Below are 21,888 nucleotides of genomic sequence, written 5' to 3'. Positions count from 1 at the left end.
GGATGCCATGCGTGATGGCTACAGGTCCATCTCGATCTGGCCGGTGAACTTCCGGGCCTCCCAGGCAGCCGCGATCAGATCGTTGGTCGCCCGCATCCGATCAAAGCGCGGGCGCAGATGATCTTCCGGCAAGTCCTCTCCGGCGGCGAGTGCCAGGAAATCCCGCGTGGCCGCCAGGAACATCCCGTTGCGTTCAAAGGGAAAAGCGCGCTGTTCCTGCCCCGAGGCCGTCAGCACGTCCAGACGGGCGGCCTGCAAATCCGCCTCGATCCTGCACTGGTCGGTCGCCAGTGCCAGTCGCCGCACGAAGACGGGCGAGATGTAGTCCATCGCCACCGATCCCGCGGCCCCGCCGGGGGCGCTCAGATGCAGGCTTGTTGCGAAATCGACCCCCGGAAATCCGGCATGCCCAAGACTGCGGACATCGTGCAGACGCAACCCCGGAAACAGGGCCAGCATCAGGTCGATCTCGTGACAGAGATCCAGCAACACGCCGCCGCCTTCGGCTTTCGCGGCATAGCTTTCGGCAAAGCGCCAGTTCTGACGCCATTTCCGCACATCATGGCCGATCTCGGCATGAAATCGGAACGTCCGGGACAGGTCCATGGCCGCAAGGGCCCGCACCACCGGATGATAGCGCATCATGAAGCCGATCATCGACCGCCGTGCCACCGGCTCGGCTGCGGCGCGGATCTCGGCGACCTGCGCCATCCTCCAGGCCAGGGGTTTCTCGACGTAGAACGGCCAGCCCCGGTCGGCACATAGCCGGATCAGGTCAAGCCTGACCGGGGTCTCCGTGGCGATGACCATGCCCGCCACGTCGCGCCGAGTGGCCACTGTATCGCGCTGGAAACACCGCCACGGGATCAATTCTGCCCTGGCTCCCAGCGTGGCAAGGTTCTCTGCGTGGCGCCGCCCGATCGATCCCGCCCCGATGACAAGGATGGTTCCGGTCGGGATCACCACGCCGAGAACCCTCCATCGACATTGACCATCTGGCCGGTCATGTAGCCGGCCTGCGGGCTGCACAGGAACAGCATGACGCCGGCGATCTCGTCGGGGCTGGCCATGCGGTTCAGCATGATCAACTCGCCGACGCGGCGCTGGAATTCTTCGGAATGGTTGTTGAAGACGGCCCCGGGAGCAATGGTGTTCACCGTCGCTCCGCGGTGGGCCCAATAGCCTGCAAGCCAGACCGTAAGCCCGTGGATTCCGGCCTTGGACACACCATAGGCGGCGAAGTTCTTGAACGGCATTCCGTCGTAGATCCGGTGATGCGCGCCATTCAGGGCGTACATCGAGGCGACGTTGATCAATGTGCAGGGCCATCTGCCCACGATGTCGCGGTCCATCTGCCGCGCGATCATGAAGGGGGCGGTCAGATTGGTGCGCATCGTGCGTTCCCAGTCGGTCACGCTGATGTCGGCGAAATCGGGAAACGGCTTGCCGGCCCCCATCAATAGCTCGCCCGTGATGGCGGCATTGTTCACGACCACGTTCGGTTGCCAGCCGTCAGCCAGGATGTGTCCGAAGATCTCCGACACCTGAGCTTCATCGCTGACGTCGAGTTCGTAGAATCGGAACCGGTCGTTCCCGGCATGGGCGTCCTGCAAGGCTTCGGCCCGGGCGCCGGGAAGGTCCGAGGCGATGACCCGTGCCCCCGCCGACAGCATCTGCCGCACATAAGTCGAACCCAGCACGCCGCCGGACCCGGTGATGAAGATGGTGCGCGATGCAAGGTCAGTCATGCGATGCCTCTTTCAACCTTTCGCTCAGCAGCCATTCCACAAGCCGGAAATCGAATGGCGTGTCGATATCCACGCAGCGTTCCGGCGGAATTTCGTAAGGGATGACCCGGCCCTCGTAGATGCTGGTCGCGCGCCGCAAGTAGTCCGGGTTGACCACGTATGTGCTTGCCGCATGTTCCCAGACCTTCGGCGCGGATTGCCGCGACCAGACCCCACCCGGCAGTTCCTTCGACACTTTCAGGCCGCCGTCAGGACGAAGCTCCACAAGGTTGAAATATGGATTTTTTCGCGCCTCGCAGACGCTCATCACCATGTCAGGATGTTCGATTTCGTAAAGTGTAAGGGCACCGTCGATATCCTCGGGCAACCGCAGGGGTGAGGTGCAGTCGAGGTCTAGGAAGGCCGAGACCGGCCCGGTCAGCGCCTCGCTTGCCGCCAGCGCGTGCTGCCAGACCCCCCATTTCGGCGCGGAGTCGGTGGCAAGCTCTGCCGGACGCAGACCGATCTCCAGCGCGCCGCGCTTGACGGCATGGTCATAGATCGCCTCGTCGTCGGTGGACACGACCACCGCGCCCACCCGCGGGTTGGCGAAAAGCTGGTCCAGCGACCAGTCGATCAGCGGCTTGCCGTAGAGCATGCGGAAGTTCTTCCCCGGCACGCCCTTCGACCCCTTGCGCGCCCCGATATGACCCAGGATCATCCCTGCCTCCCGTTTCGCCCAGCCCTAGCGCGAAACTGCGGCGGCCACCAGAGGCGGGTGGCGCTGGGGCCATTCGGTCGCCCGGTGCCAGGCCTGCCCGATGGCCAGCACGCGGGCATCCTCGCCCGATCGGCCGATGATCTGCATGCCCATCGGCAGGCCCTGCGCGCCAAAGCCCACGGGCACCGACAGCGCGGGCAGGCCGATCAGGCTGGCCGGCACGACGACCTCCATCCAGCGGTGATAGGTGTCCATCCTGCGACCGGCGATCTCTTGCGGCCAGCGCCAGTCGGCCGGGAAGGGCCAGACCTGCGCCGAGGGCAGCACCACGGCATCGAACCGATGGAACAGCCGCGCCGCATGGGCGTGCCAGCGGCTGCGGATGACGCTGGCCTCGTAAACGGCCTGGGCCGTCAGCCCCAGACCCTGCTCGATTTCCCAGAGCGTCTCGGGCTTGGTCAGCGCCCGTTTGGCGGGGTCTTCCGCCAACGCCCGCTTGCCGCCGGCGTTGAGCATCGCCCGCAACGTGACCCAGGATTGCCACAGCTTCTCGGCCGGGAAGGGCGGGGCAAGAGGCTCGACCACCGCGCCCATGTCTTCCATCCGGCGCAGGGCGCTCTCGCAGAGATCGAGGATACCCGGCTCCATCGCATAGGCCCCGCCCCAGTCGCCCAGCCAGCCGATCCGGCAGCCTCGCATCCCGCCTTCCAGCCCCGTCAGCAGATCGGGCACCCGGCGCGGGAAGGGCACTTCGGGGTTCTCGCCCGCCAGCACCGCAAGCAGCCGCGCCAGATCCTCGACCGTACGGGCCATCGGCCCCTCGGTCGAAAGCGTGGACAGATAGGTATCCCCCTCGGCATCCTGCGGCACCAGACCCCAGGTCGGGCGAAAGCCGTAGACGTTGCAGAAGGCCGCCGGGTTGCGCAGGCTGCCCATCATGTCCGACCCGTCCGCCACCCAGGCCATGCGACAGGCCAGCGCCGCCGCCGCTCCGCCCGAAGACCCGCCCGTGCTGCGCGACAGGTCATAGGGGTTGCGCGTGACCCCGAAGACCGGGTTGAAGCTGTGCGACCCCTGGCCCCATTCCGGCACATTGGTCTTGGCCGCGATCACCGCCCCCGCCGCCCGCAATCGCGCGGCCACGAGGTCGTCCCCTGTCGGCACATGATCGGCAAAGACGGGCGAGCCCCAGGTCGTCCGCAGCGCCTCTGTCGCCACCAGATCCTTTACGGCAAAGGGGATGCCATGCAGCCACCCGCGCGGTTCGGCGTCATCCAGACGCCGGGCCTCGGCCATCAATGCGTCGGGATCACGCAATGAAACCAGCGCGTTGATGGCAGGATTGACCGACACCACCCGGTCAAGCCAGACGGCCATCACTTCGGACGGGGCAACCTTCCGGGCATGGATCGCCGCCGAAAGTTCTGTCGCGGACCATTCCAGCACGGCGTTCCCTTCCCCAGACATCCCAGCCGGAGCGGGGGGCGCCCCCCGCTCCGCCGGGTCGAACAAGGCCTATTTCTGCAATTCGGTCCAGATCGCAGTGATGTAGTCCAGCGCCTTGCCGGTGCAGGTCGGCAGGAACACACCCGCCGCCTTGTGCTCTTCGGGGATCATCACCTCGGGTGCCTCGCGCATTTCCGGGTCCATGAAGGCTTCCGAGCCGGCGATCCCGTTCGCATAGCGCGCAAAGTTCGAGATCAGCGCGGCGTTCTCGGGCAGCATGATGAAGTCGAGGAACCTGTAGGCCTCGTCCACGTTCTTCGCATCCGACAGCAGCGCGACCGAATCCATGAACAGCGGATAGCCCTCGCGCGGGTAGCCATACTGCACGTCGCCATTGGTGTTGAGCCGCACCCGCATGGTCGAGCCGTTCCAGTTGACCGAGGCTGCCCAGTCGCCGTTCGACAGCCGTTCGGTCGCGCCATAGTCCATGCTGATCCAGTCGGGCTTGGCCGCCAGCAGCGCGTCGCGCGCCTTCTTCATGACCTCGGGGTCCTCGCTGCACGGCTCGCCGCCGACATACATCGTGGCCAGCGCCACGATGTCGTTCATCTCGGGCACGACGTTGATCTTGCCCTTCAGCTCGGCCGGCACATCCAGGAAGACGGCCGAGGTGTTGATGTCGCCGGAATAGACCTTGGTGTTCACCGCGATCCCGGTCGAGCCCCACTGCCACGGAATGGTGAACTTGCGACCCGGGTCCCAGGCCACGTCGCGCCATTCCGGGGCGATGTTGGCATGGTTCGGCAGCCTCGACAGGTCCAGCTCCTGGATCAGGCCCTTCTCGATCCAGATCGGCACATAATTTGCCGAGGGCACCACAAGGTCGAAGCCCGACCCTCCGGCCTCGACCTTGGCCAGCGCCACGTCGTTGCTGTCATAATCGGTGACCGTGACCTTGATCCCGGTTTCCTTCTCGAACTTCGCCAGAAGCTCGGGGCTGGTGTAGTTGCCCCAGTTGTAGAGTTGCAGCTTGCCTTCCGCCGAGGCAAGGCCGGTCGAGGCCAGAAGCAGCGCGGTTGCGGACAGAAGTCTTTTCATTGTCGTCTCCCGGTTGGTTGTCAGTCTCTTTTGCGGGTCAGCAGGAAAAAGGCGGTCAGCAGGACCACCGTCACCCCCAGAAGCATGGTCGAGATGGCGTTGACCTCGGGGGTGAAGGCGCGGCGCAGCTGGCCCAGCATGTAGGTGGGCAGCGTGTCCTGCCCGCCCGATTTCACGAACTCGGTAATCACCACGTCATCCAGGCTGATGACGAAGGACAGCATCGCCCCGGCCATGATCCCGGGTGCCAGCAGGGGAAGGGTCACCCGCCGGAAGGTCTGCCAGGGGGTCGCGTAAAGATCGGCCGCGGCGGTTTCCAGCGACAGGTCCATGCTTTCCAGCCGGGCGCGGATCGGCAGATAGGCGAAGGGGATGCAGAAGGCGGTATGGGCCGCGATCAGGTAGCCCAGGCCCTGATACCCCGTGGCGACCTTGATGATCCCGAAGAAGATCATCAGCGCCACGGCCGTCACCACCTCGGGCACCATCAGCGGCTGGTTGATCATCACATAGATCAGCGTCTGGCCCCGGTAGGCCCGCCGCCGTGTCGTTCCAAGCGCGGCCAGCGTGGCCAGCGTCGTTGACAGGACCGAGGCCGAAACCCCGATGACAAGCGACCGCACGGTCGCATCCTTCACCGCCTGGTTCGCCCAGGCATCGCCGTACCAGTGCAGCGAGAACCCGCCCCAGACCGCGACCGAGTTCGAGGCGTTGAACGAGAAGATCACCAGCGTCACGATCGGCAGATAAAGCAGGACGAAGGCCGCGACGGCCATGGTCGCAAAGCCGGGCAGGCGGCTGATCTGGAACCCGCGCTCAGCCATGGCCCGCGCTCCGGTCGCGGTTCGCCACCCGGACATAGACCAGCAGCGCCGCCATCACGATGATCAGCAGCAGCACCGACAGCGCCGCGCCCAGCGGCCAGTTCCGGCCTTGCAGGAATTGCAACTCGATGAAGTTGCCGATCATCATCTTCTTGCCCCCGCCCAGGATGCGCGGGGTGACATAGGCGCCCAGCGAAGGCACGAAGACCAGGATCGACCCGGCGATGATCCCCGGCTTCACGATGGGCAGGATGACCCGGCGCAGGGTCGTCCAGCGGCTGGCGTAAAGGTCGTAGGCGGCCTCCAGCAGCCGCATGTCGAAGCGCTCGATCGTGGCGTAAAGCGGCAGCACCATCAGCGGCAGGTACACATAGGTCATCCCGATCAGCACGGCGGTCTCGGTATAGACGATGCGCAGGGGTTCGCTGATCACGCCCAGCCAGAGCAGCGTCGTGTTCAGGATGCCCTCGTTGCGGATCACCTCGTTGATCGCGAAGGTGCGGATCAAAAGGTTGGTCCAGAACGGAATGGTGATCAGGAACAGCCACAGCGCCCGCTGCGAGGGCGGGCGCGTGGCGATGAACCAGGCGGTCGGGAAGCCGATGACAAAGGTCAGGGCCGTGGTCGTCAGCGACAGCCAGACCGAGCGCCAGAAGATCTTCAGATGCGCGTCGGCCAGGGTATAGCGGTCCTCGAAGATGTCGTAGCTCAGAAAGATCGAGCGCCAGCCTTCGATCGAGAACTGCCGGATCACGCCGCCGGTGTCGTTCGCGGTCAGGAAGGAATAGTAGACCACGATCAGCAGGGGCCCCGAGGCCGCCAGCGCCAGCACCACCAGCGCCGGCAGCGACAAAAGCCAGCCGTTGCGGGCAGAGGCGCGGAGGGCCTGTTCCTCGGCGGGGCTCATTCAGTCCTCCACCCGTTGCACGGCGCCGTCCGCAAAGCGGATGCCGACCGCCTGGCCCTCGACCAGTCCGGCCTCGCCCGAGGCCGGGCTTTGCAGCCGCGCGACGACCTCGGTCCCGTCCGCCAGCGCCAGGTGGCAATGCGTGTCGGTGCCGAAATAGACCAGCGTCCTGACCGTCGCCTTCAGCCCGTCCGAGGGCAGGCCAAGCCGCACCTGTTCGGGCCGGACGCTGACCGTCGCCTCGCCGCCCGCGGGCAGGCCCGGCACGTCGATCCGCTCTCCGGTGGCAAGGCGAATCGCCCCGGCCTCGGCGGTGCCGTGCAGGAAGTTGGTCTCGCCGATGAAACTGGCGACGAAGCGGTTCTTCGGATGGATGTAGATGTCCTTTGCCGATCCGACCTGCTGGATCTTCCCCGCACTCATCACCGCGATGCGGTCGGACATGGTCAGGGCTTCTTCCTGGTCATGGGTCACGAAGATGAAGGTGATGCCCGTCTCCAGTTGCAGCCGCTTCAGCTCGATCTGCATCTCCTTGCGCAACTTCAGGTCCAGCGCCGACAGCGGCTCGTCCAGCAGCAGCACCTTGGGCTGCGGCGCCAGCGCGCGCGCCAGCGCCACCCGCTGCTGCTGCCCGCCCGACAGCTGGCTGGTCTTGCGACCCGCCATCGCCTCCAGCTTGACCAGGGCCAGCATCGCGGCGGTCCTGGCCTTGACCTCCGACGCGGGCTTGCCAAGCATTTCAAGCCCGAACGAGATGTTCTGCGCCACGGTCAGGTGCGGAAACAGCGCATAGCTCTGGAACACCGTGTTCACCGGGCGGCGGTTCGGCGGCAGGGTGGTGATGTCGGTCCCGTCCAGCAGGATCGTGCCCTCTGTCGGCATCTCGAAGCCCGCGATCAGGCGCAGAAGCGTGGTCTTGCCGCAGCCCGAGGGCCCAAGCAGCGTGAAGAACTCGCCTTGCCGGATGTCCACCGAAACATCGTCCAGCGCCCGCACCACGCCGCTGCCTTGCCCGAACGCCTTCACGACATTCCGGGCCGAGATCGTCACCGCATCGGCCAAGGACACCCCCATTCATCCCCGCTTTTGATCATATTGGGCGGAATCCTTCCCGCGGGACAAGCGATTCCTTGCCCTCAACCTGCCATCGGCGCCCTTTTCCCCGCCCAGGGGGCGGCGCGCTCGATCTCTGCACAGAGGCTGATCAGAAGCTCGTCCTGCCCGAACTCCGCCGCCAGGTGAATGCCGATCGGCAGCCCGGCCGAGGAGCGGCCCAGAGGCAGGCTGGCCGCCGGCTGGCCGCTGGCGTTGAACACGGCGCAGAAGGGGGAATAGGCGAAGATGCCGTCCGGCCCGGTGCGGAAGCCCACGTAATCCTCGGTGTCGTGGCTGAAGCGTCCGATCCGCGCCGGCGGTTCGGCCAGCGTCGCCGACAGCAGCACCTCCGGCCCCTGATCGAAGAACCCAGCCATCTGCCGCCCGAAGGCATGGATCTCGCCCACCGCCTCCAGATAGCGGGTGGGATGCAGGGTCTGCGCATGGGCCCAGGCGCCGCGCCCGACGCCCTCGACCTCGTCCGGCCGGGGCGGACGGTCCCCCAGTTTCGACCGGATCGACAGCGCGGTGCCGATGCCGACGATGTCGGTCCAGGCCCGCATCATCATGCCCACATCCGCCTGCGGCCGGGCCGGTTCGACCCGATGGCCCAGCGATTCCAGCAGTCGGCCCGCCGCGCGCACCGCCTCGGCCACCTCGGGGTGGATCGGCGCGCCGGTGAAGGTCGTGTCGCAGATCCCGACCCGCAGCCGCCGCGGCGGGCGGCTGATCGCCGCCGCATGGCCCCGCACCAGCGGCGGGGCGACATAGGGCGCGCCCAGGTCCGGGCCCTCGCAGGCGTCCAGCATCACCGCCGTGTCCCGCACCGACCGCGTGAGGAACCCGTCGATCGCCATGCCCGCCCAGCCTTCGCCCGCGTAAGGCCCGTCCGGCAGCCGCGCCCGCGTCGGCTTGAAGCCGAACAGCCCGCAACTGGACGCCGGGATCCGCACCGACCCGCCCCCGTCCGAGCCATGCGCCATGGCCACGATCCCCGCCGCCACCGCCGCCCCGGCCCCGCCCGAGGACCCGCCCGGCGTGTGGTCCAGGTTCCAGGGGTTCCGCGTCGGCCCGCCATAGACGACGGCTTCGGTCGCCGCCCCAATGCCGCCCTCGGGTGCGGTCGTGCGCCCGAAGGTCACGACCCCCGTCGCCTTCATCCGCGTGAAGATCGCCGAATCCTGCGCATAGACGGTGTTGGCGAACAGGCGCGAGCCATTGTGGCTGGGAAAGTCCCGCGCCTCGGCGCCCAGGTCCTTGATCAGGAAGGGCACGCCGCGGAACGGCCCCGGCGGCAGGCCCTCGGCAATCGCCTTGCGCGCCACGCCTTCCTGCACCAGCACCACCGCGTTCAGGGCCGGATTGCGCGCCTCGACCGCGGCCAGTGCCGCATCCAGCAGCTCGGACGGCGTGACCTCGCCCGCGGCCACCAGCGCCGCCAGGGCGGTTGCGTCCACGGCCCCCAGATCTCCGATCATCCCGGTCTCCCTTCCTGCGGCGCGCCCAGCCTGCGACGGGCCGCAGGGGATCGTCATGTCCGAACCCGACATCGCCTGCCGCTATCGGACGGACAGAGGCGCGTCAGCGTCCCGGCATCACCCGAGCCAGGGCCTCGCGCAGCGCCTCGGGCAGGATCGGCTTGGGCAGGAACCCGTCAAGGGCCGCGCGCAGCGCCTCGTCCTCGCGCACGGCCAGGATGTCCGCCGTCATCGCGATGACCGGAATCCGCTGGCCGTGGCGGGCGCGGATATGTTGCAGCGTCTCGGCCCCGTCCATGCCGGGCATCATCAGGTCCAGCAGCACCGCGTCCACGCCGCCCTGCTCCAGCCGTTGCAGGGCCTCGGGGCCGCTGGCCGCCTCGATGAACCGGGCGCCGATGGCGGTCAGCAACTGGCCGGCGACCAGCCGGTTGGTGGCGATGTCGTCCACCACAAGGACGGTGCAGTCGCGCAGGTCCGACAGCTCGCGCTGCTGCGGCACGGCCTCGGCCTCGGGGGCCAGGACGGTCAGGCGCATGGTCGTGCCCTGGGCCGTGGGCAGGATCACCAGATCGCCCGACATCTGCCGCGCCACTGCCCGGCTGATCGCCAGGCCCAGACCCACGCCGGGCGTCTCGCTTGATCCGCGGAAGAAGGGTTCGAACACCTTCTCCCGCAAGGCCTCGGGGATGCCGCGGCCCTGGTCGGCCACGTCGATGACCAGCCGCGACCGCATGTAGCGCACCGTGACCGACACCGGCCCGCGCGCGGAATGCTTCAGCGCGTTGCCGACCAGATTGCCCAGGCATTGCCGGACGCGCTGGCTGTCGATCAGCAGATGCGTCGGCACGTCGCGTTCGACCGTCACCACAAGGTCGCGCCCCTGGTTGCGCGCCTGAAGCTCGAAGACCAGCAGGTTGGCCGACAGTTCCGCCCGGACCGCGACCGGGCGCGGGGTGATCGCGACCCGGCCCTCGGTCAGGGCCGAGTAATCCACCGCATCGTCCAGCATCACGGCCAGGTCGCGGGCCGAGGTGACGATGGTGCGCAGCCGCTGCCGCGACGGGCCGCTGGCCGAGGCCGCCTCGATCTCGCCCAGGCCGATGACGGCGTTCAGCGGCGTGCGCAGTTCGTGGCTGATCTGGGCAAGGAAGCGACCCTTGGCGACATTCGCCGCCCGCGCCGCCGCCGCCGCCTCGACCCCGGCCCGGTGCATCCGGTTGTTCGAGATCATCGCGGTCGCGGTGTAGCCGAAGGTGACCAGGACCGTCAGCGTCGAAATGCCAAGCGCGATCCAGTTCCCGCCGGCGATCCAGTGCCACGTGTTGAAGCCCAGCACGACCGCGCCCGCGCTGATCAGGCCGACAATGCCAAGCGGCAGATGGATCGACCGGACCGAGGTCAGGTGCAGCAGCGCACCCATCACGATCCCGACGGAGATCGCCTTGGCATAGGGATCGTCGTGCAGCCAGAGCATGCCGGCGGCGGAAATGATCGCCGCCTCCATCGGTATGAGGGTGGCCAGATAGGCCAGATGGCGGCCAGGCTGCCGGGCGGGGTCAAGGCCGCGCAGCAGGCGCTGCGAGACGATCTCGCCGATGATCTCGACGCAGAACAGCGCGGCGGCCAGGGCCGGCGGGATGAACAGCGAACACAGAACATAGGCGAGTGCGACAAGGATCAGACGCGGCAGGAACTCGCCGCGGAGGATGCGGTACTGCCGCGCCAACTCGTCCCGGACCCGCTCTGCTTCGGCAATCGAGGGGCTGGGAAGCTTGGGCATCGGGCGGGTTGCACCAGGGCGTTGACGGGGCTGTCCGACACTAGCCCCATCGCTGTGCCGCCGGTCAAGGGCCGGTCTCCGGTTCGATGCGCAGTTCCTGCCGCAGCGTGCCGCCCTTGCCATAGATCAGGATGCGGTCGTCCTCGGTGACGATGGCGGTCCAGCCGGTGCCGAAGGTCACGGCGGCGGGCCGGGTGCCTTCGGGCAGGTGCAGCCCCGCGGGCAGGGCAGGGGTCTGGGGGGCGAAAGTCTGAGGCATGCGGGTGACAAGCAGCCCGACCACGGTTATGACGCCGCCGATCATGGTAAGCGTCAACAGGACGACAAGCCATTTCAGCAGCCGCAGGCCGGGCGGCAGGGCGGCATCGGGGGCCTCGGGCGTGACGGGATCGGACAGCGGAGACGACATGGACGGGCCTTTCGAGGACGATGACGTCGCGGGCGGGGGCGGCGGCGGGACGCTTTCGGTGACCATCGGCCCGGAGGCTCCCGCCCGCCTTGATAAGGCCCTTGCCGCCGCCGTGCCAGAGGCAGCCGCCCTGTCCCGGTCGCGGCTGATGCGGATGATTGCCGAGGGCGCGGTCAGCCGCGCGGGGCAGGTGGTGACCGACCCCAAGGCGAGGGTGGCCGAAGGCGAGATCTACCTTCTGCGGCTGGACCCCGCCGCCGAGGTCGAGACCCGGGCCGAGGCGATCACGCTGTCGGTCGTCTGGGAGGATGCCGATCTCATCGTCATCGACAAGCCCGCGGGCATGGTCGTCCATCCCGCGCCGGGTTCGCCCTCGGGGACGCTGGTCAACGCGCTGCTGCACCATTGCGGCGACACGCTTTCGGGGATCGGGGGCGAAAGGCGGCCGGGGATCGTGCACCGGATCGACAAGGATACCTCGGGGCTTCTGGTCGTGGCCAAGTCCGACCGGGCGCATCACGGGCTGGCGCGGCAGTTCGAGGAGCATTCGGTCAACCGGCACTATCTGGCCGTGGTCCATGGCCTGCCCTCTGCCGCCGATCCCCGGCTGCGCGGCCTGCGGGGGGTCGGCTTCGAGCCGGGGGGAACCCTGCGGATCGCCACCAACCTGGCCCGGCACCGCACCGACCGGCAGCGTCAGGCGGTGGTCTGGGAGGAGGGCCGCCACGCCGTCACCCGGGCGCGGGTCGTCGAGGCCTTCGGGGCCGACCAGGCGGCGCTGATGGACTGCTGGCTGGAGACCGGCCGCACGCATCAGATCCGGGTCCACCTGGCCTATGCCGGGCATGGCCTGGTCGGGGACCGGACCTATGGCGGGCGGCGGAAGCTGTCGGCCGCGCTGGGGCGGGGGGCGGAGGTCGGGAACGGCTTCCCCCGGCAGGCGCTGCATGCGGCCAGCCTGGGGTTCGACCATCCGGTGACGGGGGAGAGGATGGAGTTCACCTCGCCCCTCCCGCCGGACATGGCCGGGCTGATCGAGGCCCTGCGGGCCGGATGAGGCCGGGGGCGCCGCGCGCGGCGCATTCATGCACGCCAATGAAATCAATGGCTTGTCTGTGGGCGTTAGGGATATGTTAGGGTTTCCGCAGCCCCGTGCTCGGGGGGCCGGATTTCCTGAGCCAGAAATCTGACACATCCCTTACGGAAGGGATCCGGGTCCGCCGTAGCTGTGGGTGCACGGGCCGAAAGCGGCCAATGGAGTGCGTTTCATGTCCGAGACTGTGGCAACCTGCTGACGTCATCCGCCCCCTCGGGGGCTGCCGGATGACATGAACGACCCGACGAAGCGCATCGGCCTTCGTCCGGTCTGGCATGGCTACAGACTTCGGACAAGTCCAATGAACATCTCGCGGACCGAACAAAGGGTCCTTCACGTCCTCGCCCTTGGCGGGCGTATCGAACACGCGCGCAGCAGCGGCAGGGTCCGCGAGATCCTCTGCGTGACCCGCGACGGGCTGATCCGGGCCGACTGCACGCTGGAGGTCTTCCAGCGGCTGCGGCGCAAGCGGCTGATCGCTTCGGAAGGCGGCGGACCCTACCGCATCTCGCGGCCGGGGCGGCTGTCGGTGCGGGCGCAGGCCGACAATCAGGGCTGATGCAGGACAACGCGGCGCGGGTGACGGGCGCGGATGCCTCCGGCGGGAGTATTTGTGACATGGGCAAGCGCCTGAGTGTGTTCGGTGGGTGTCGCACGGGCCTGCCCGAGGCCAGCCGGCGGCGTGTTGGCCTGGGCGGGCGCCCCTCTCCGGCGCCCGCCCGCCGCTTTGCAGGCGCAGCATTGTCGGGCATCCGTCATCGGCGTATGACTCCTGCCATCACCGACTGTCTGAGTCGGTACCGGCATCGGAGCCAACGCTTGCCCCTCCTGCCAGGGGGAAACCACATCCGGCCGTCGCCGCAAGGCGGTTCTGCCGGGTCGCCTGAGCCAATCGCAACCCACACATCGCCAGCCACGATGTCACCCGAGGGTGAATCATGATCCATGACCCGTTGCCGCGGGGCGTTCAGCCTGCCTTGCCTCTGTTTGACGAAGACAAGAGCGAATTGGCGGACTGTCTGACCGCAGAGGGACAAGCCGACGACATCCACAGCGACGCAGCCGGGCGACAGGGCGTCGCGGCGCTGACGCCGGGCGCGATCGGAGTCGTCTATGGCGACATCGGCACCTCGCCGATCTATGCCTTCCGCGAGGCCCTGCGCGCCACCGGCGCAGCCGTGCCCGGCGCGGGCGAGGTGCCGGGCATCCTGTCGCTGCTGATCTGGACGCTGATCCTGATCGTGACGGTCAAATATGTCTTCCTGCTGCTGCGCGCCGACAACCGGGGCGAGGGCGGCATCCTTGCGCTTTACACGCTGGTGCGGCTGGCGGCGGGGCGGCGGTCGGTGCCGGTTCTGCTGCTGGCCCTGGCCGGGGCGGCGCTGTTTGCCGGTGACGCGGCGATCACGCCGGCGATTTTCGTCCTGTCGGCGGTCGAGGGGCTGGGGCTGATCCTGCCCGCGCTGACGGCTTACGTCCTGCCGATCACGCTGGGCATCCTGCTGGTGCTGTTCGTGGTGCAGCGGCGCGGCACGGCCAGCGTGGCGGCGCTGTTCGGGCCGATCTGCGTGGTCTGGTTCCTGACGCTGGCGGGCCTTGGCCTGTGGCACATCGCGGACGAGCCGTCTGTGCTGGCCGCGTTCAATCCGGTCTGGGGGCTGATCTTCCTGCTGAACCATCCGGGCGTGGCCTTCGTGGTGCTGGGCGCGGTGTTCCTGGCGGTGACCGGGGGCGAGGCGCTTTATGCCGATCTGGGCCATTTCGGGCGGCGGCCGATCATGCTGGCCTGGTTCTGCCTGGTGCTGCCGGCGCTGGTGCTGAACTATCTGGGGCAGGGGGCGATGGTGCTGGTGCATCCCGAACGGGCGGCGGATTCCTTCTTTGCAATGACGCCCGAGCCGGGGCTGCCGCTTCTGGTGATCCTGGCGACGATGGCCACGGTCATCGCGAGCCAGGCGGTGATCACCGGGGCCTTTTCCATGGCGCGGGGGGCGATCCAGCTGGGGTTCCTGCCGCGGCTGCGCATCCGCCACACCGCCGAGGGGCAGAGCGGGCAGATCTACATCGGCTCGGTCAACTGGCTGCTGTTGGCCGGGGTGCTGTGGCTGGTGCTGAGCTTCGGGTCCTCCTCGGCGCTGGCTTCGGCCTACGGGATCGCGGTGACCGGGTCCATGGTGCTGACAACCTGTCTGGGCATGCTGTATCTGGTGCGCGGCAAGGGCCTGTCGGTGCCGCTTGCGCTGCTGGTGGGCGCGCCTTTCCTGACGATGGAGCTGGTGTTCCTTGCGTCGAACGCGCTGAAGATCGGCGATGGCGGCCATGTGCCGGTGGTGGCTGCGGCGGTCACGGGGTTCGTGATGTGGACCTGGTGGCGCGGCACGCAGGCCGTGCGCGCGCGGGTGGCGAAGCTGGCCGTTTCCACCGGCAGTTTCGTGAAGAGGATGCGAGACTCGTCCGTCAATGTGATCCCCGGGACGGCGTTCTTCCTTACCGGCGACCCGGACATCGTGCCCTCGGCCCTGCTGCACAACATCAGGCACAACCGGGTGCTGCACGAGCAGACGGTCCTCTTGACGGTCGAGACGCTGCGGGTGCCCTGTGCGAGGGCCGAGGAGCGGGCGAGCGTGGAGCCCCTGGAAGGCCGTTTCATCCGGGTGATCCTGCGCTTCGGCTTCATGGAGACGCCGAACGTCAGCCGGGCGATGGCCCATGCGCGGGCGGCGGGGCTGAAGTTCGACGTGATGGCCTCGACCTTCTTCCTGGGGCGCAGGCGGGCGGTGGCGACGGGGAGCGGGGTGGAGCTGTGGCTGGACAAGGCCTATGTCGCGCTGAGCCGGATGGCGGCGGACCCGTCGGACTTCTACCACCTGCCGCGCGACCGGGTGGTGGAACTGGGGGAGCGGGTGGCGATCTGACGAAATCGGTCGGGAATTCTGACATTCGCGTGAAATCCTTGACATGTTTCTTTTCGACCAACGGCGGGAGCCACAGCTGGCGTTAAGGGTTGCATGATAGAGACCCTTGCAGGGGCGCTGTGGTTACCTTAGGTTATCGGCGTCCCGGGGGCGCTTACGCACCGGGATGAACAGGGGGCAAGATGAGCACCTACACCAACCTACCCGCACCCAGCCCGGAACAGGGGCTGAACCGGTATTTGCAGGAGATCCGCAAGTTTCCGCTGCTGGAGCCGGAAGAGGAGTACATGCTGGCCAAGCGCTGGGTCGATCATCAGGACCCCGAGGCGGCGCACAAGCTGGTCACCAGCCACCTGCGCCTGGCGGCGAAGATCGCCATGGGCTATCGCGGCTATGGCCTGCCGCAGGCCGAGGTGATCTCCGAGGCGAACGTGGGCCTGATGCAGGCGGTCAAGCGCTTCGACCCGGAAAAGGGCTTCCGCCTGGCCACCTATGCGATGTGGTGGATCCGCGCGGCGATCCAGGAATACATCCTGCGGTCCTGGAGCCTGGTGAAGCTGGGCACGACCTCGGCCCAGAAGAAGCTGTTCTTCAACCTGCGCAAGGCCAAGGCCAAGGTCGGCGCGCTGGAGGATGGCGACCTGCGCCCGGAGAACGTGGCCCAGATCGCGCGCGACCTCAGCGTTTCCGAGGAAGAGGTCATCGACATGAACCGCCGGCTCTCGGGCTCGGACGCCTCGCTGAACGCGACCGTGGGCTCGGACGGCGACAGCGCGACGCAGTGGCAGGACTGGCTGGAGGACGAGGACAGCGACCAGGCCGAGGCCTATGAGGAAAAGGACGAGCTGGACGCCCGCCGCGCGCTTCTGGCGCAGGCGATGGCGGTGCTGAACGACCGCGAGAAGGACGTGCTGATGCAGCGCCGCCTGGCCGAGGACCCGGTGACGCTGGAGGAACTGTCGGAAAGCTATGGCGTCAGCCGCGAACGCATCCGCCAGATCGAGGTCCGCGCCTTCGAGAAGCTTCAGGCCCGGATGCGCGAGCTGGCCAAGGGCAAGGGGATGCTGGTCCCGGCGTGAGCGGGGCGCCGATTTCCGTGCGGAAATCGGCCCGGAGCCTGTGCAGGCTCCGGGCCGGAGTTTTTGAAAACTCCGGCTTGCGCCCGGTCGGTTTTCGTTGATCCCGGATCACGGCAGGGATAGGGAAGCGGCCATGCGCATGATCGACACCTTCCTGAAACCGATGCACCCCGAGGGGTGGAAGTTCGTTCCCGTCTTTGCGGCGGTCACGCTGGTCCTGTTCTGGATCTGGGACCCGCTGGGCTGGCTGGGTCTGGGCCTGACCGTCTGGTGCTACTATTTCTTCCGCGACCCCAGGCGCGCCGTCCCGGAAAACGCAGGCCTTCTGGTCAGCCCCGCCGATGGCGTCGTCAGCCTGATCGAACGCGCGGTGCCACCGGCCGAGCTGGGGATGGGCCCCGAGGCTCTGGTGCGGGTTTCGGTCTTCATGTCGGTCTTCAACTGCCATGTGAACCGCGCGCCCATCGCGGGCACGGTGACGGCAGTGGCCTATCGGCCGGGCAAGTTCTTCAACGCCTCGCTGGACAAGGCGTCCGAGGAGAACGAGCGCAATGCGCTGGCCATCGAGATGGCGGACGGGCGCAAGATCGCCGTGGTGCAGATCGCGGGCCTGGTCGCGCGGCGGATCATGTGCTGGAAGCAGCCGGGTGAGAGGGTGCGGACCGGCGAACGCTTTGGCCTGATCCGCTTCGGCAGCCGTCTGGACGTCTACCTGCCCGAGGGCGTGCAGCCGCAGGTGGCGCTGGGGCAGACGATGATCGCGGGCGAAACGGTGATCGCGCTGATCGGTCAGGACGCCCCGGCGCGCGTGGCGCGGGTGGAGTAGCCCATGGCTCGCAACCCGACCGACGCCCCGCGCGAGCTTTTGCTTCTGAAGCTGTTGCCGAATCTGGTGTCGATCCTGGCGCTGTGTTCGGGGCTGACGGCGATCCGCTATGCGATTGCGGGGAACTACACGCTGGCGGTGCTGCTGATCGGGATCGCGGCGGCGCTGGACGGGCTGGACGGGCGGCTGGCGCGGATGCTGAAATCGGAAAGCGCCATCGGGGCCGAACTCGACAGCCTGTGCGACTTCGTGAACTTCGGCGTGACGCCGGCGCTGGTGCTGTATCTCTGGGGGCTGCGGCCCGAGACGAGCCTGGGGTGGATCGCGGTGCTGGTCTATGTGGTCTGCTGCATGTTGCGGCTGGCCCGGTTCAACGTGGGCAGCAAGGTGGCGGCGGGAGAGGCGGCGGAGAAGACCTCGTTCATCGGCGTGCCTTCGCCTGCGGGCGCGCTGCTGGTGCTGTCGCCGCTGTATCTGGTCTTTGCCCTGGACCGGACCCTGCAGATTTCGCCGGTGCTGGTGGCGGCCTGGATGGTCGGGATCGGCGCGCTGATGATAAGCCGGGTCCGCACGCCGTCGCTGAAGCGCATCACCGTTTCCTCGGACCATGCGCGCTATGTGCTGGTGGCGGCGGTGGTGGTTGTCGCGGCGGTCCTGACCTACCCCTGGGTCACGCTGCTGACGCTGTGCCTGGCCTATCTGGCGGGGGTCCTGTGGCTGGCGCTGCGCGGATGGCGCCGGGCGCCGACCGGCTGACGCACGCCTGGGTTGCGTCTTTTGCTTGCAATCCTGCGCAGGCCGGGCACAGTCGCGCGCGCAGGAATTTTCACGAGAGTCGCATGCAGATCGATGCCATTCAGAAAACCTATCGTCGTTGGGCCCCGGTCTATGACCTGACCTTCGGGCGCATCACCCAGGGCGGCCGCATCCTGGCGGCGAACCATGTCAACGCCCAGGGCGGCGAGGTGCTGGAAGTGGGCATCGGCACCGGCCTTGCGCTGGACTACTACGCCCCGAATGTGCGCGTCACCGGCATCGACCTGTCGGCCGAGATGCTGCGCGAGGCCGCGAACCGCGCCCATCGCAAGGGCCTGAAGAACCTGGCCGGGCTTTACCAGATGGACGCGCGCGAGATCGCCTTTCCCGATGCCGCCTTCGACCATGTGGCTGCCATGCACATCATGTCGGTCGTCCCCGAGCCCGAGCGGGTGCTGGACGAGATGGCCCGCGTCTGCCGTCCCGGCGGTTCGGTCATGATCGCCAATCACTTTGCCGGGCGGGCCGAGGGCTGGTCCTGGGCCGAACGGCTGGCGGCCCCGCTGGCCGATCTTCTGGGCTGGCATTCGGATTTCGCCATCGAGCGGGTGCTGGGCCATCCGAAGCTGAGACTGGAGGAACAGGTCCAGGTCCCGCCCTTCGGACTGATGACCTTCCTGCGCTTCCGACGGGTTGAATAGTCCGGCAAACTCTGCCCTAGTGCGCCCGACATCCGGCAAGCAGGGGGGGCGGTCATGAAACCAGTCAGATGGGGTGTGCTCGGGGCCGCCAATTTCGCGCGCGAACACATGGCCCCCGCGATCCATGCCGCCGAAGGGGCCGAACTGGTGGCGCTGGCGACGTCGGACCCGGCGAAGGCGGCGGGGTTCCGGGCCTTCTGCCCCGGCCTGACAGTGCATCCCACCTATGAGGCGCTGCTGGCCGATCCGGGGGTCGATGCGGTCTATATCCCGCTGCCGAACCATCTGCATGTGGACTGGACGCTGAAGGCGCTGGCTTCGGGCAAGCATGTGCTGACCGAAAAGCCCATCGCGCTGCGGGCCGAGGAGATCGACCGGATCATCGCCGCGCGTGACGCATCGGGCCTTCTGGCGGCCGAGGCCTACATGATCGTCCACCATCCGCAATGGCAGCGCGCGAAAGAGTGGTTCGAGGCGGGCGAGATCGGCGATCTGGTCCATGCCGATGTGGCCTTCAGCTTCAACCTGACCGACCTGGGCAATATCCGCATGAAGCCGGAAACCGGCGGCGGGTCCTTGCGCGACATCGGGGTCTATACCTTCGGCTGCGCCCGTTTCGTCACCGGGGCCGAGCCGGTGGACCTTTCGGCCCGGATCGCCTGGGCGAACGGGGTGGATGTCTTTGCCCAGGTGGCCGCGACGATGGAGGGGCCGCGCGGGCGGTTCACCTATGGCTCGATGACCTCGATGCGGATGTACAACCGGCAGGTGGCGACCTTCCAGGGCACGAAGGGCATGATCCGGCTGGAGGGCGGGCCGTTCAACGCCAACGTGAACGACCTGGCCGAGGTAGAGCTGCATCAGAACGGCAACCGGGTGACGGTGGAACGCTTTCCCACGGCGAACCATTACAGGCTTCAGGTCGAGGCGTTCTCGCGGTCGGTGCGGACGGGGGCGGCCTATCCCTGCCCGCTGGAATTCGTCCGCGGCACCCAGGCGATGATGGACCGCGCCTATGAGGTGGCGGTCGCGATCTGAGGCGCCACGACGAGAGGCCGAAAGGCGCAAGCGGAGCGGTCGGGGGCTTTCCCCGGGCCGGTCCGGCGCATAGATGATGTGAAACCAGCCCGGAGAGTGCCATGACCCTTGATCTGCCCCAGCCCGTTTTCGACGCCAATGCCAGCGGGGGCGGCCTCAGTGATTTGCCGGACTGGGACCTGACGGACCTTTACCCCAGCCCAGACGGCCCGGAATTCGCCGCCGACATGGCGGAACTGGAACGCGCCTGCGCGGCCTTTGCCCGGACCTACGAGGGCCGTCTGGGCCGGCAGGACGCGGCGGGCCTTCTGGCCTGCGTGCAGGAATACGAACGGATCGAGGTGATCGCCGGGCGGCTGATGTCCTATGCCGGTCTGCGCTATTATCAGAACACCATCGACCCCGAACGCGCCCAGTTCATGGGCAATGCCCAGGACAGGGTGACGACGGCGACGACTCCGCTGGTCTTCTTCAGTCTGGAATTCAACCGGCTGGACGACGACCATCTGGCGCGGCTGATGGCCCAGAACGCGGACCTTGCCCGCTACAAGCCGGTCTTCGACCGGATGCGCGCGATGCGGCCGCACCAGTTGTCGGACGAGCTGGAACGCTTTCTGCACGACGAAAGCGTGGTGGGCGCCAGCGCCTGGAACAAGCTGTTCGACGAGACGATGGCGGGGCTGATGTTCCCCGTGGACGGCGAGCCCGAGGAGCTGAACCTGGAAGCCACGCTGAACCTCCTGACCGACCCGGCGCGTCCCCGGCGCGAGGCGGCGGCGCGGGCGCTGGCCGAGGTGTTCCAGAAGAACATCAAGCTTTTCACCCGCATCCACAACACGCTGGCCAAGGAAAAGGAAATCCACGACCGCTGGCGCAAGATGCCCACGCCCCAGCATTCGCGCCACCTGGCGAACCATGTCGAGCCCGAGGTGGTCGAGGCGCTGCGCAATGCCGTGGTCGCGGCCTATCCGAAACTCAGCCACCGCTACTACCGGCTGAAGGCGAAATGGATGGGGCTCGACAAGTTGCAGGTCTGGGACCGCAACGCCCCCCTGCCCACGGAAACCCCGCGTCTGGTGGACTGGGCCGAGGCGCGCCGCACCGTGACCGAGGCCTATGCCGCCTTCGACCCGCGCATGGCGGACCTTGCCGCCCCGTTCTTCGACAAGGGCTGGATCGACGCAGGCGTGAAGCCGGGCAAGGCCCCCGGCGCCTTTGCGCATCCCACCGTCACTACGGTGCACCCCTATGTGATGCTGAACTACCTGGGCAAGCCGCGCGACGTGATGACGCTGGCGCATGAGCTGGGCCACGGAGTGCATCAGCTGCTGGCGGCGGGGCAGGGGGAGCTTCTGTCCTCCACCCCCCTGACGCTGGCGGAAACGGCATCCGTGTTCGGCGAGATGCTGACCTTCCGCAAGCTTCTGGATCAGGCGCAGAGCCCGGCCGAGAAGAAGACCCTGCTGGCGGGCAAGGTCGAGGACATGATCAACACGGTCGTCCGCCAGATCGCCTTCTACGACTTCGAATGCAAGCTGCACGCCGCCCGCGCGCAAGGCGAGCTGACGCCGGACGATATCAACGCGCTGTGGATGTCGGTGCAGGCGCAATCCCTGGGCGATGCCTTCGAGTTCATGCCGGGCTACGAGACCTTCTGGACCTATATCCCGCATTTCGTCCATTCGCCCTTCTACGTCTATGCCTATGCCTTCGGCGATGGCCTCGTGAACGCGCTTTATGCCGCCTATGCTGCGGGTCTGCCGGACTTTCAGGAGAAATACTTCGCCATGCTGAAGGCGGGCGGGTCGATGCACCACAAGGATCTGCTGGCACCCTTCGGTCTGGACGCCAGCGACCCGACCTTCTGGGACAAGGGCCTGTCGATGATCGCAGGCTTCATCGACGAGCTGGAGGCGCTGGAGGCGTGACCGCCCGCCCGCCCTGCGGCGGAACGGCGCGGGGCAGGGGGCTTGGCAACCGGCGATCATG

General features: G+C 67.6%; 20 protein-coding genes. 9 read left to right on the top strand and 11 right to left on the bottom strand.

From position 1 onward, the window contains the following. Positions 1 to 18 precede the first annotated feature (18 nt). From G8O29_RS00385 to G8O29_RS00335, 11 genes are all read right to left on the bottom strand, one after another. The gene (locus tag G8O29_RS00385; protein ID WP_166401254.1) at positions 19 to 963 is read right to left on the bottom strand and encodes a Gfo/Idh/MocA family protein; all 945 of its coding nucleotides are present in this window, start codon (positions 961 to 963) and stop codon (positions 19 to 21) included. Continuing rightward, complete coding sequence (locus G8O29_RS00380; protein WP_166401253.1) at positions 960 to 1,748, bottom strand: SDR family NAD(P)-dependent oxidoreductase; 789 nt, start codon at positions 1,746 to 1,748, stop codon at positions 960 to 962. Before G8O29_RS00380 ends, G8O29_RS00385 begins: the two co-directional genes overlap by 4 nt. After that, a complete protein-coding gene (locus tag G8O29_RS00375; protein WP_166401252.1) occupies positions 1,741 to 2,448 on the bottom strand; it encodes an acylneuraminate cytidylyltransferase family protein in 708 nt (235 codons plus the stop codon). Before G8O29_RS00375 ends, G8O29_RS00380 begins: the two co-directional genes overlap by 8 nt. 24 nt (positions 2,449 to 2,472) lie before the next feature. Further along, positions 2,473 to 3,894 (bottom strand): amidase, encoded by a 1,422-nt coding sequence (locus G8O29_RS00370; RefSeq protein ID WP_367890107.1) that lies wholly within the window; start codon positions 3,892 to 3,894, stop codon positions 2,473 to 2,475. A 69-nt stretch (positions 3,895 to 3,963) separates the two neighbouring features. Then, entirely contained in the window at positions 3,964 to 4,992 is a 1,029-nt protein-coding gene (locus tag G8O29_RS00365) for an ABC transporter substrate-binding protein (RefSeq protein ID WP_166401250.1), read from the bottom strand. Positions 4,993 to 5,012: 20 nt separating this feature from the next. After that, on the bottom strand, positions 5,013 to 5,816 hold the full coding sequence (locus tag G8O29_RS00360; protein ID WP_166401249.1) for an ABC transporter permease: 804 nt from the start codon (positions 5,814 to 5,816) through the stop codon (positions 5,013 to 5,015). Further along, positions 5,809 to 6,723: an ABC transporter permease gene (locus G8O29_RS00355; protein ID WP_166401248.1), complete on the bottom strand. Its 915-nt coding sequence runs from the start codon at positions 6,721 to 6,723 to the stop codon at positions 5,809 to 5,811. The genes G8O29_RS00360 and G8O29_RS00355 overlap by 8 nt, the downstream gene beginning before the upstream one ends. Next, positions 6,724 to 7,797, bottom strand: coding sequence for an ABC transporter ATP-binding protein (locus tag G8O29_RS00350; protein ID WP_166401247.1), 1,074 nt, complete (start codon positions 7,795 to 7,797; stop codon positions 6,724 to 6,726). It abuts the gene before it with no gap. A 62-nt stretch (positions 7,798 to 7,859) separates the two neighbouring features. Continuing rightward, entirely contained in the window at positions 7,860 to 9,296 is a 1,437-nt protein-coding gene (locus tag G8O29_RS00345) for an amidase (protein WP_166401246.1), read from the bottom strand. 103 nt (positions 9,297 to 9,399) lie between these two features. Beyond that, the gene (locus G8O29_RS00340) at positions 9,400 to 11,079 is read right to left on the bottom strand and encodes an ATP-binding protein (RefSeq protein WP_166401245.1); all 1,680 of its coding nucleotides are present in this window, start codon (positions 11,077 to 11,079) and stop codon (positions 9,400 to 9,402) included. Between the two features lie 64 nt (positions 11,080 to 11,143). Continuing rightward, positions 11,144 to 11,488 (bottom strand): DUF6476 family protein, encoded by a 345-nt coding sequence (locus tag G8O29_RS00335; protein WP_166401244.1) that lies wholly within the window; start codon positions 11,486 to 11,488, stop codon positions 11,144 to 11,146. Here G8O29_RS00335 and G8O29_RS00330 point away from each other — a divergent pair. From G8O29_RS00330 to G8O29_RS00290, 9 genes are all read left to right on the top strand, one after another. After that, complete coding sequence (locus tag G8O29_RS00330; RefSeq protein ID WP_166401243.1) at positions 11,487 to 12,545, top strand: RluA family pseudouridine synthase; 1,059 nt, start codon at positions 11,487 to 11,489, stop codon at positions 12,543 to 12,545. The two genes, G8O29_RS00335 and G8O29_RS00330, sit on opposite strands and share 2 nt — an antisense overlap. A gap of 271 nt (positions 12,546 to 12,816) precedes the next feature. Further along, positions 12,817 to 13,143: a YjhX family toxin gene (locus G8O29_RS00325; protein WP_437440786.1), complete on the top strand. Its 327-nt coding sequence runs from the start codon at positions 12,817 to 12,819 to the stop codon at positions 13,141 to 13,143. A 448-nt stretch (positions 13,144 to 13,591) separates the two neighbouring features. Then, on the top strand, positions 13,592 to 15,499 hold the full coding sequence (locus G8O29_RS00320; RefSeq protein WP_242678826.1) for a potassium transporter Kup: 1,908 nt from the start codon (positions 13,592 to 13,594) through the stop codon (positions 15,497 to 15,499). Between the two features lie 182 nt (positions 15,500 to 15,681). Then, on the top strand, positions 15,682 to 16,578 hold the full coding sequence (rpoH, locus tag G8O29_RS00315) for an RNA polymerase sigma factor RpoH (RefSeq protein ID WP_166401241.1): 897 nt from the start codon (positions 15,682 to 15,684) through the stop codon (positions 16,576 to 16,578). A 100-nt stretch (positions 16,579 to 16,678) separates the two neighbouring features. Next, positions 16,679 to 17,404 carry a phosphatidylserine decarboxylase gene (locus tag G8O29_RS00310; RefSeq protein ID WP_367890115.1) on the top strand — a complete coding sequence of 242 codons (726 nt, stop codon included), beginning with the start codon at positions 16,679 to 16,681 and terminating at the stop codon, positions 17,402 to 17,404. A 3-nt stretch (positions 17,405 to 17,407) separates the two neighbouring features. Beyond that, positions 17,408 to 18,160: a CDP-diacylglycerol--serine O-phosphatidyltransferase gene (gene pssA, locus G8O29_RS00305; RefSeq protein ID WP_166401239.1), complete on the top strand. Its 753-nt coding sequence runs from the start codon at positions 17,408 to 17,410 to the stop codon at positions 18,158 to 18,160. 83 nt (positions 18,161 to 18,243) lie between these two features. Beyond that, complete coding sequence (locus G8O29_RS00300; protein ID WP_166401238.1) at positions 18,244 to 18,861, top strand: class I SAM-dependent methyltransferase; 618 nt, start codon at positions 18,244 to 18,246, stop codon at positions 18,859 to 18,861. Between the two features lie 54 nt (positions 18,862 to 18,915). After that, positions 18,916 to 19,899 carry a Gfo/Idh/MocA family protein gene (locus tag G8O29_RS00295; protein WP_166401237.1) on the top strand — a complete coding sequence of 328 codons (984 nt, stop codon included), beginning with the start codon at positions 18,916 to 18,918 and terminating at the stop codon, positions 19,897 to 19,899. 101 nt (positions 19,900 to 20,000) lie between these two features. After that, complete coding sequence (locus G8O29_RS00290; protein ID WP_166401236.1) at positions 20,001 to 21,827, top strand: M3 family oligoendopeptidase; 1,827 nt, start codon at positions 20,001 to 20,003, stop codon at positions 21,825 to 21,827. Positions 21,828 to 21,888 lie beyond the last annotated feature (61 nt).

Source organism: Rhodobacter calidifons, assembly GCF_011174775.1.
In the GTDB taxonomy this organism is placed as follows: domain Bacteria; phylum Pseudomonadota; class Alphaproteobacteria; order Rhodobacterales; family Rhodobacteraceae; genus Tabrizicola; species Tabrizicola calidifons.
Note: the sequence above shows the minus strand (reverse complement) of the source record. Positions and strands in the feature narration are given on the sequence as shown.

Coding starts and splice junctions, on each gene's coding strand:
- G8O29_RS00380 (WP_166401253.1), bottom strand. CDS start 1,748: ATGACTGACCTTGCATCGCGCACCATCTTCATCACCGGGTCCGGCGGC.
- G8O29_RS00375 (WP_166401252.1), bottom strand. CDS start 2,448: ATGATCCTGGGTCATATCGGGGCGCGCAAGGGGTCGAAGGGCGTGCCG.
- G8O29_RS00365 (WP_166401250.1), bottom strand. CDS start 4,992: ATGAAAAGACTTCTGTCCGCAACCGCGCTGCTTCTGGCCTCGACCGGC.
- G8O29_RS00360 (WP_166401249.1), bottom strand. CDS start 5,816: ATGGCTGAGCGCGGGTTCCAGATCAGCCGCCTGCCCGGCTTTGCGACC.
- G8O29_RS00355 (WP_166401248.1), bottom strand. CDS start 6,723: ATGAGCCCCGCCGAGGAACAGGCCCTCCGCGCCTCTGCCCGCAACGGC.
- G8O29_RS00350 (WP_166401247.1), bottom strand. CDS start 7,797: ATGGGGGTGTCCTTGGCCGATGCGGTGACGATCTCGGCCCGGAATGTC.
- G8O29_RS00345 (WP_166401246.1), bottom strand. CDS start 9,296: ATGATCGGAGATCTGGGGGCCGTGGACGCAACCGCCCTGGCGGCGCTG.
- G8O29_RS00340 (WP_166401245.1), bottom strand. CDS start 11,079: ATGCCCAAGCTTCCCAGCCCCTCGATTGCCGAAGCAGAGCGGGTCCGG.
- G8O29_RS00330 (WP_166401243.1), top strand. CDS start 11,487: ATGGACGGGCCTTTCGAGGACGATGACGTCGCGGGCGGGGGCGGCGGC.
- G8O29_RS00335 (WP_166401244.1), bottom strand. CDS start 11,488: ATGTCGTCTCCGCTGTCCGATCCCGTCACGCCCGAGGCCCCCGATGCC.
- G8O29_RS00325 (WP_437440786.1), top strand. CDS start 12,817: ATGAACGACCCGACGAAGCGCATCGGCCTTCGTCCGGTCTGGCATGGC.
- rpoH (WP_166401241.1), top strand. CDS start 15,682: ATGAGCACCTACACCAACCTACCCGCACCCAGCCCGGAACAGGGGCTG.
- pssA (WP_166401239.1), top strand. CDS start 17,408: ATGGCTCGCAACCCGACCGACGCCCCGCGCGAGCTTTTGCTTCTGAAG.
- G8O29_RS00300 (WP_166401238.1), top strand. CDS start 18,244: ATGCAGATCGATGCCATTCAGAAAACCTATCGTCGTTGGGCCCCGGTC.
- G8O29_RS00295 (WP_166401237.1), top strand. CDS start 18,916: ATGAAACCAGTCAGATGGGGTGTGCTCGGGGCCGCCAATTTCGCGCGC.
- G8O29_RS00290 (WP_166401236.1), top strand. CDS start 20,001: ATGACCCTTGATCTGCCCCAGCCCGTTTTCGACGCCAATGCCAGCGGG.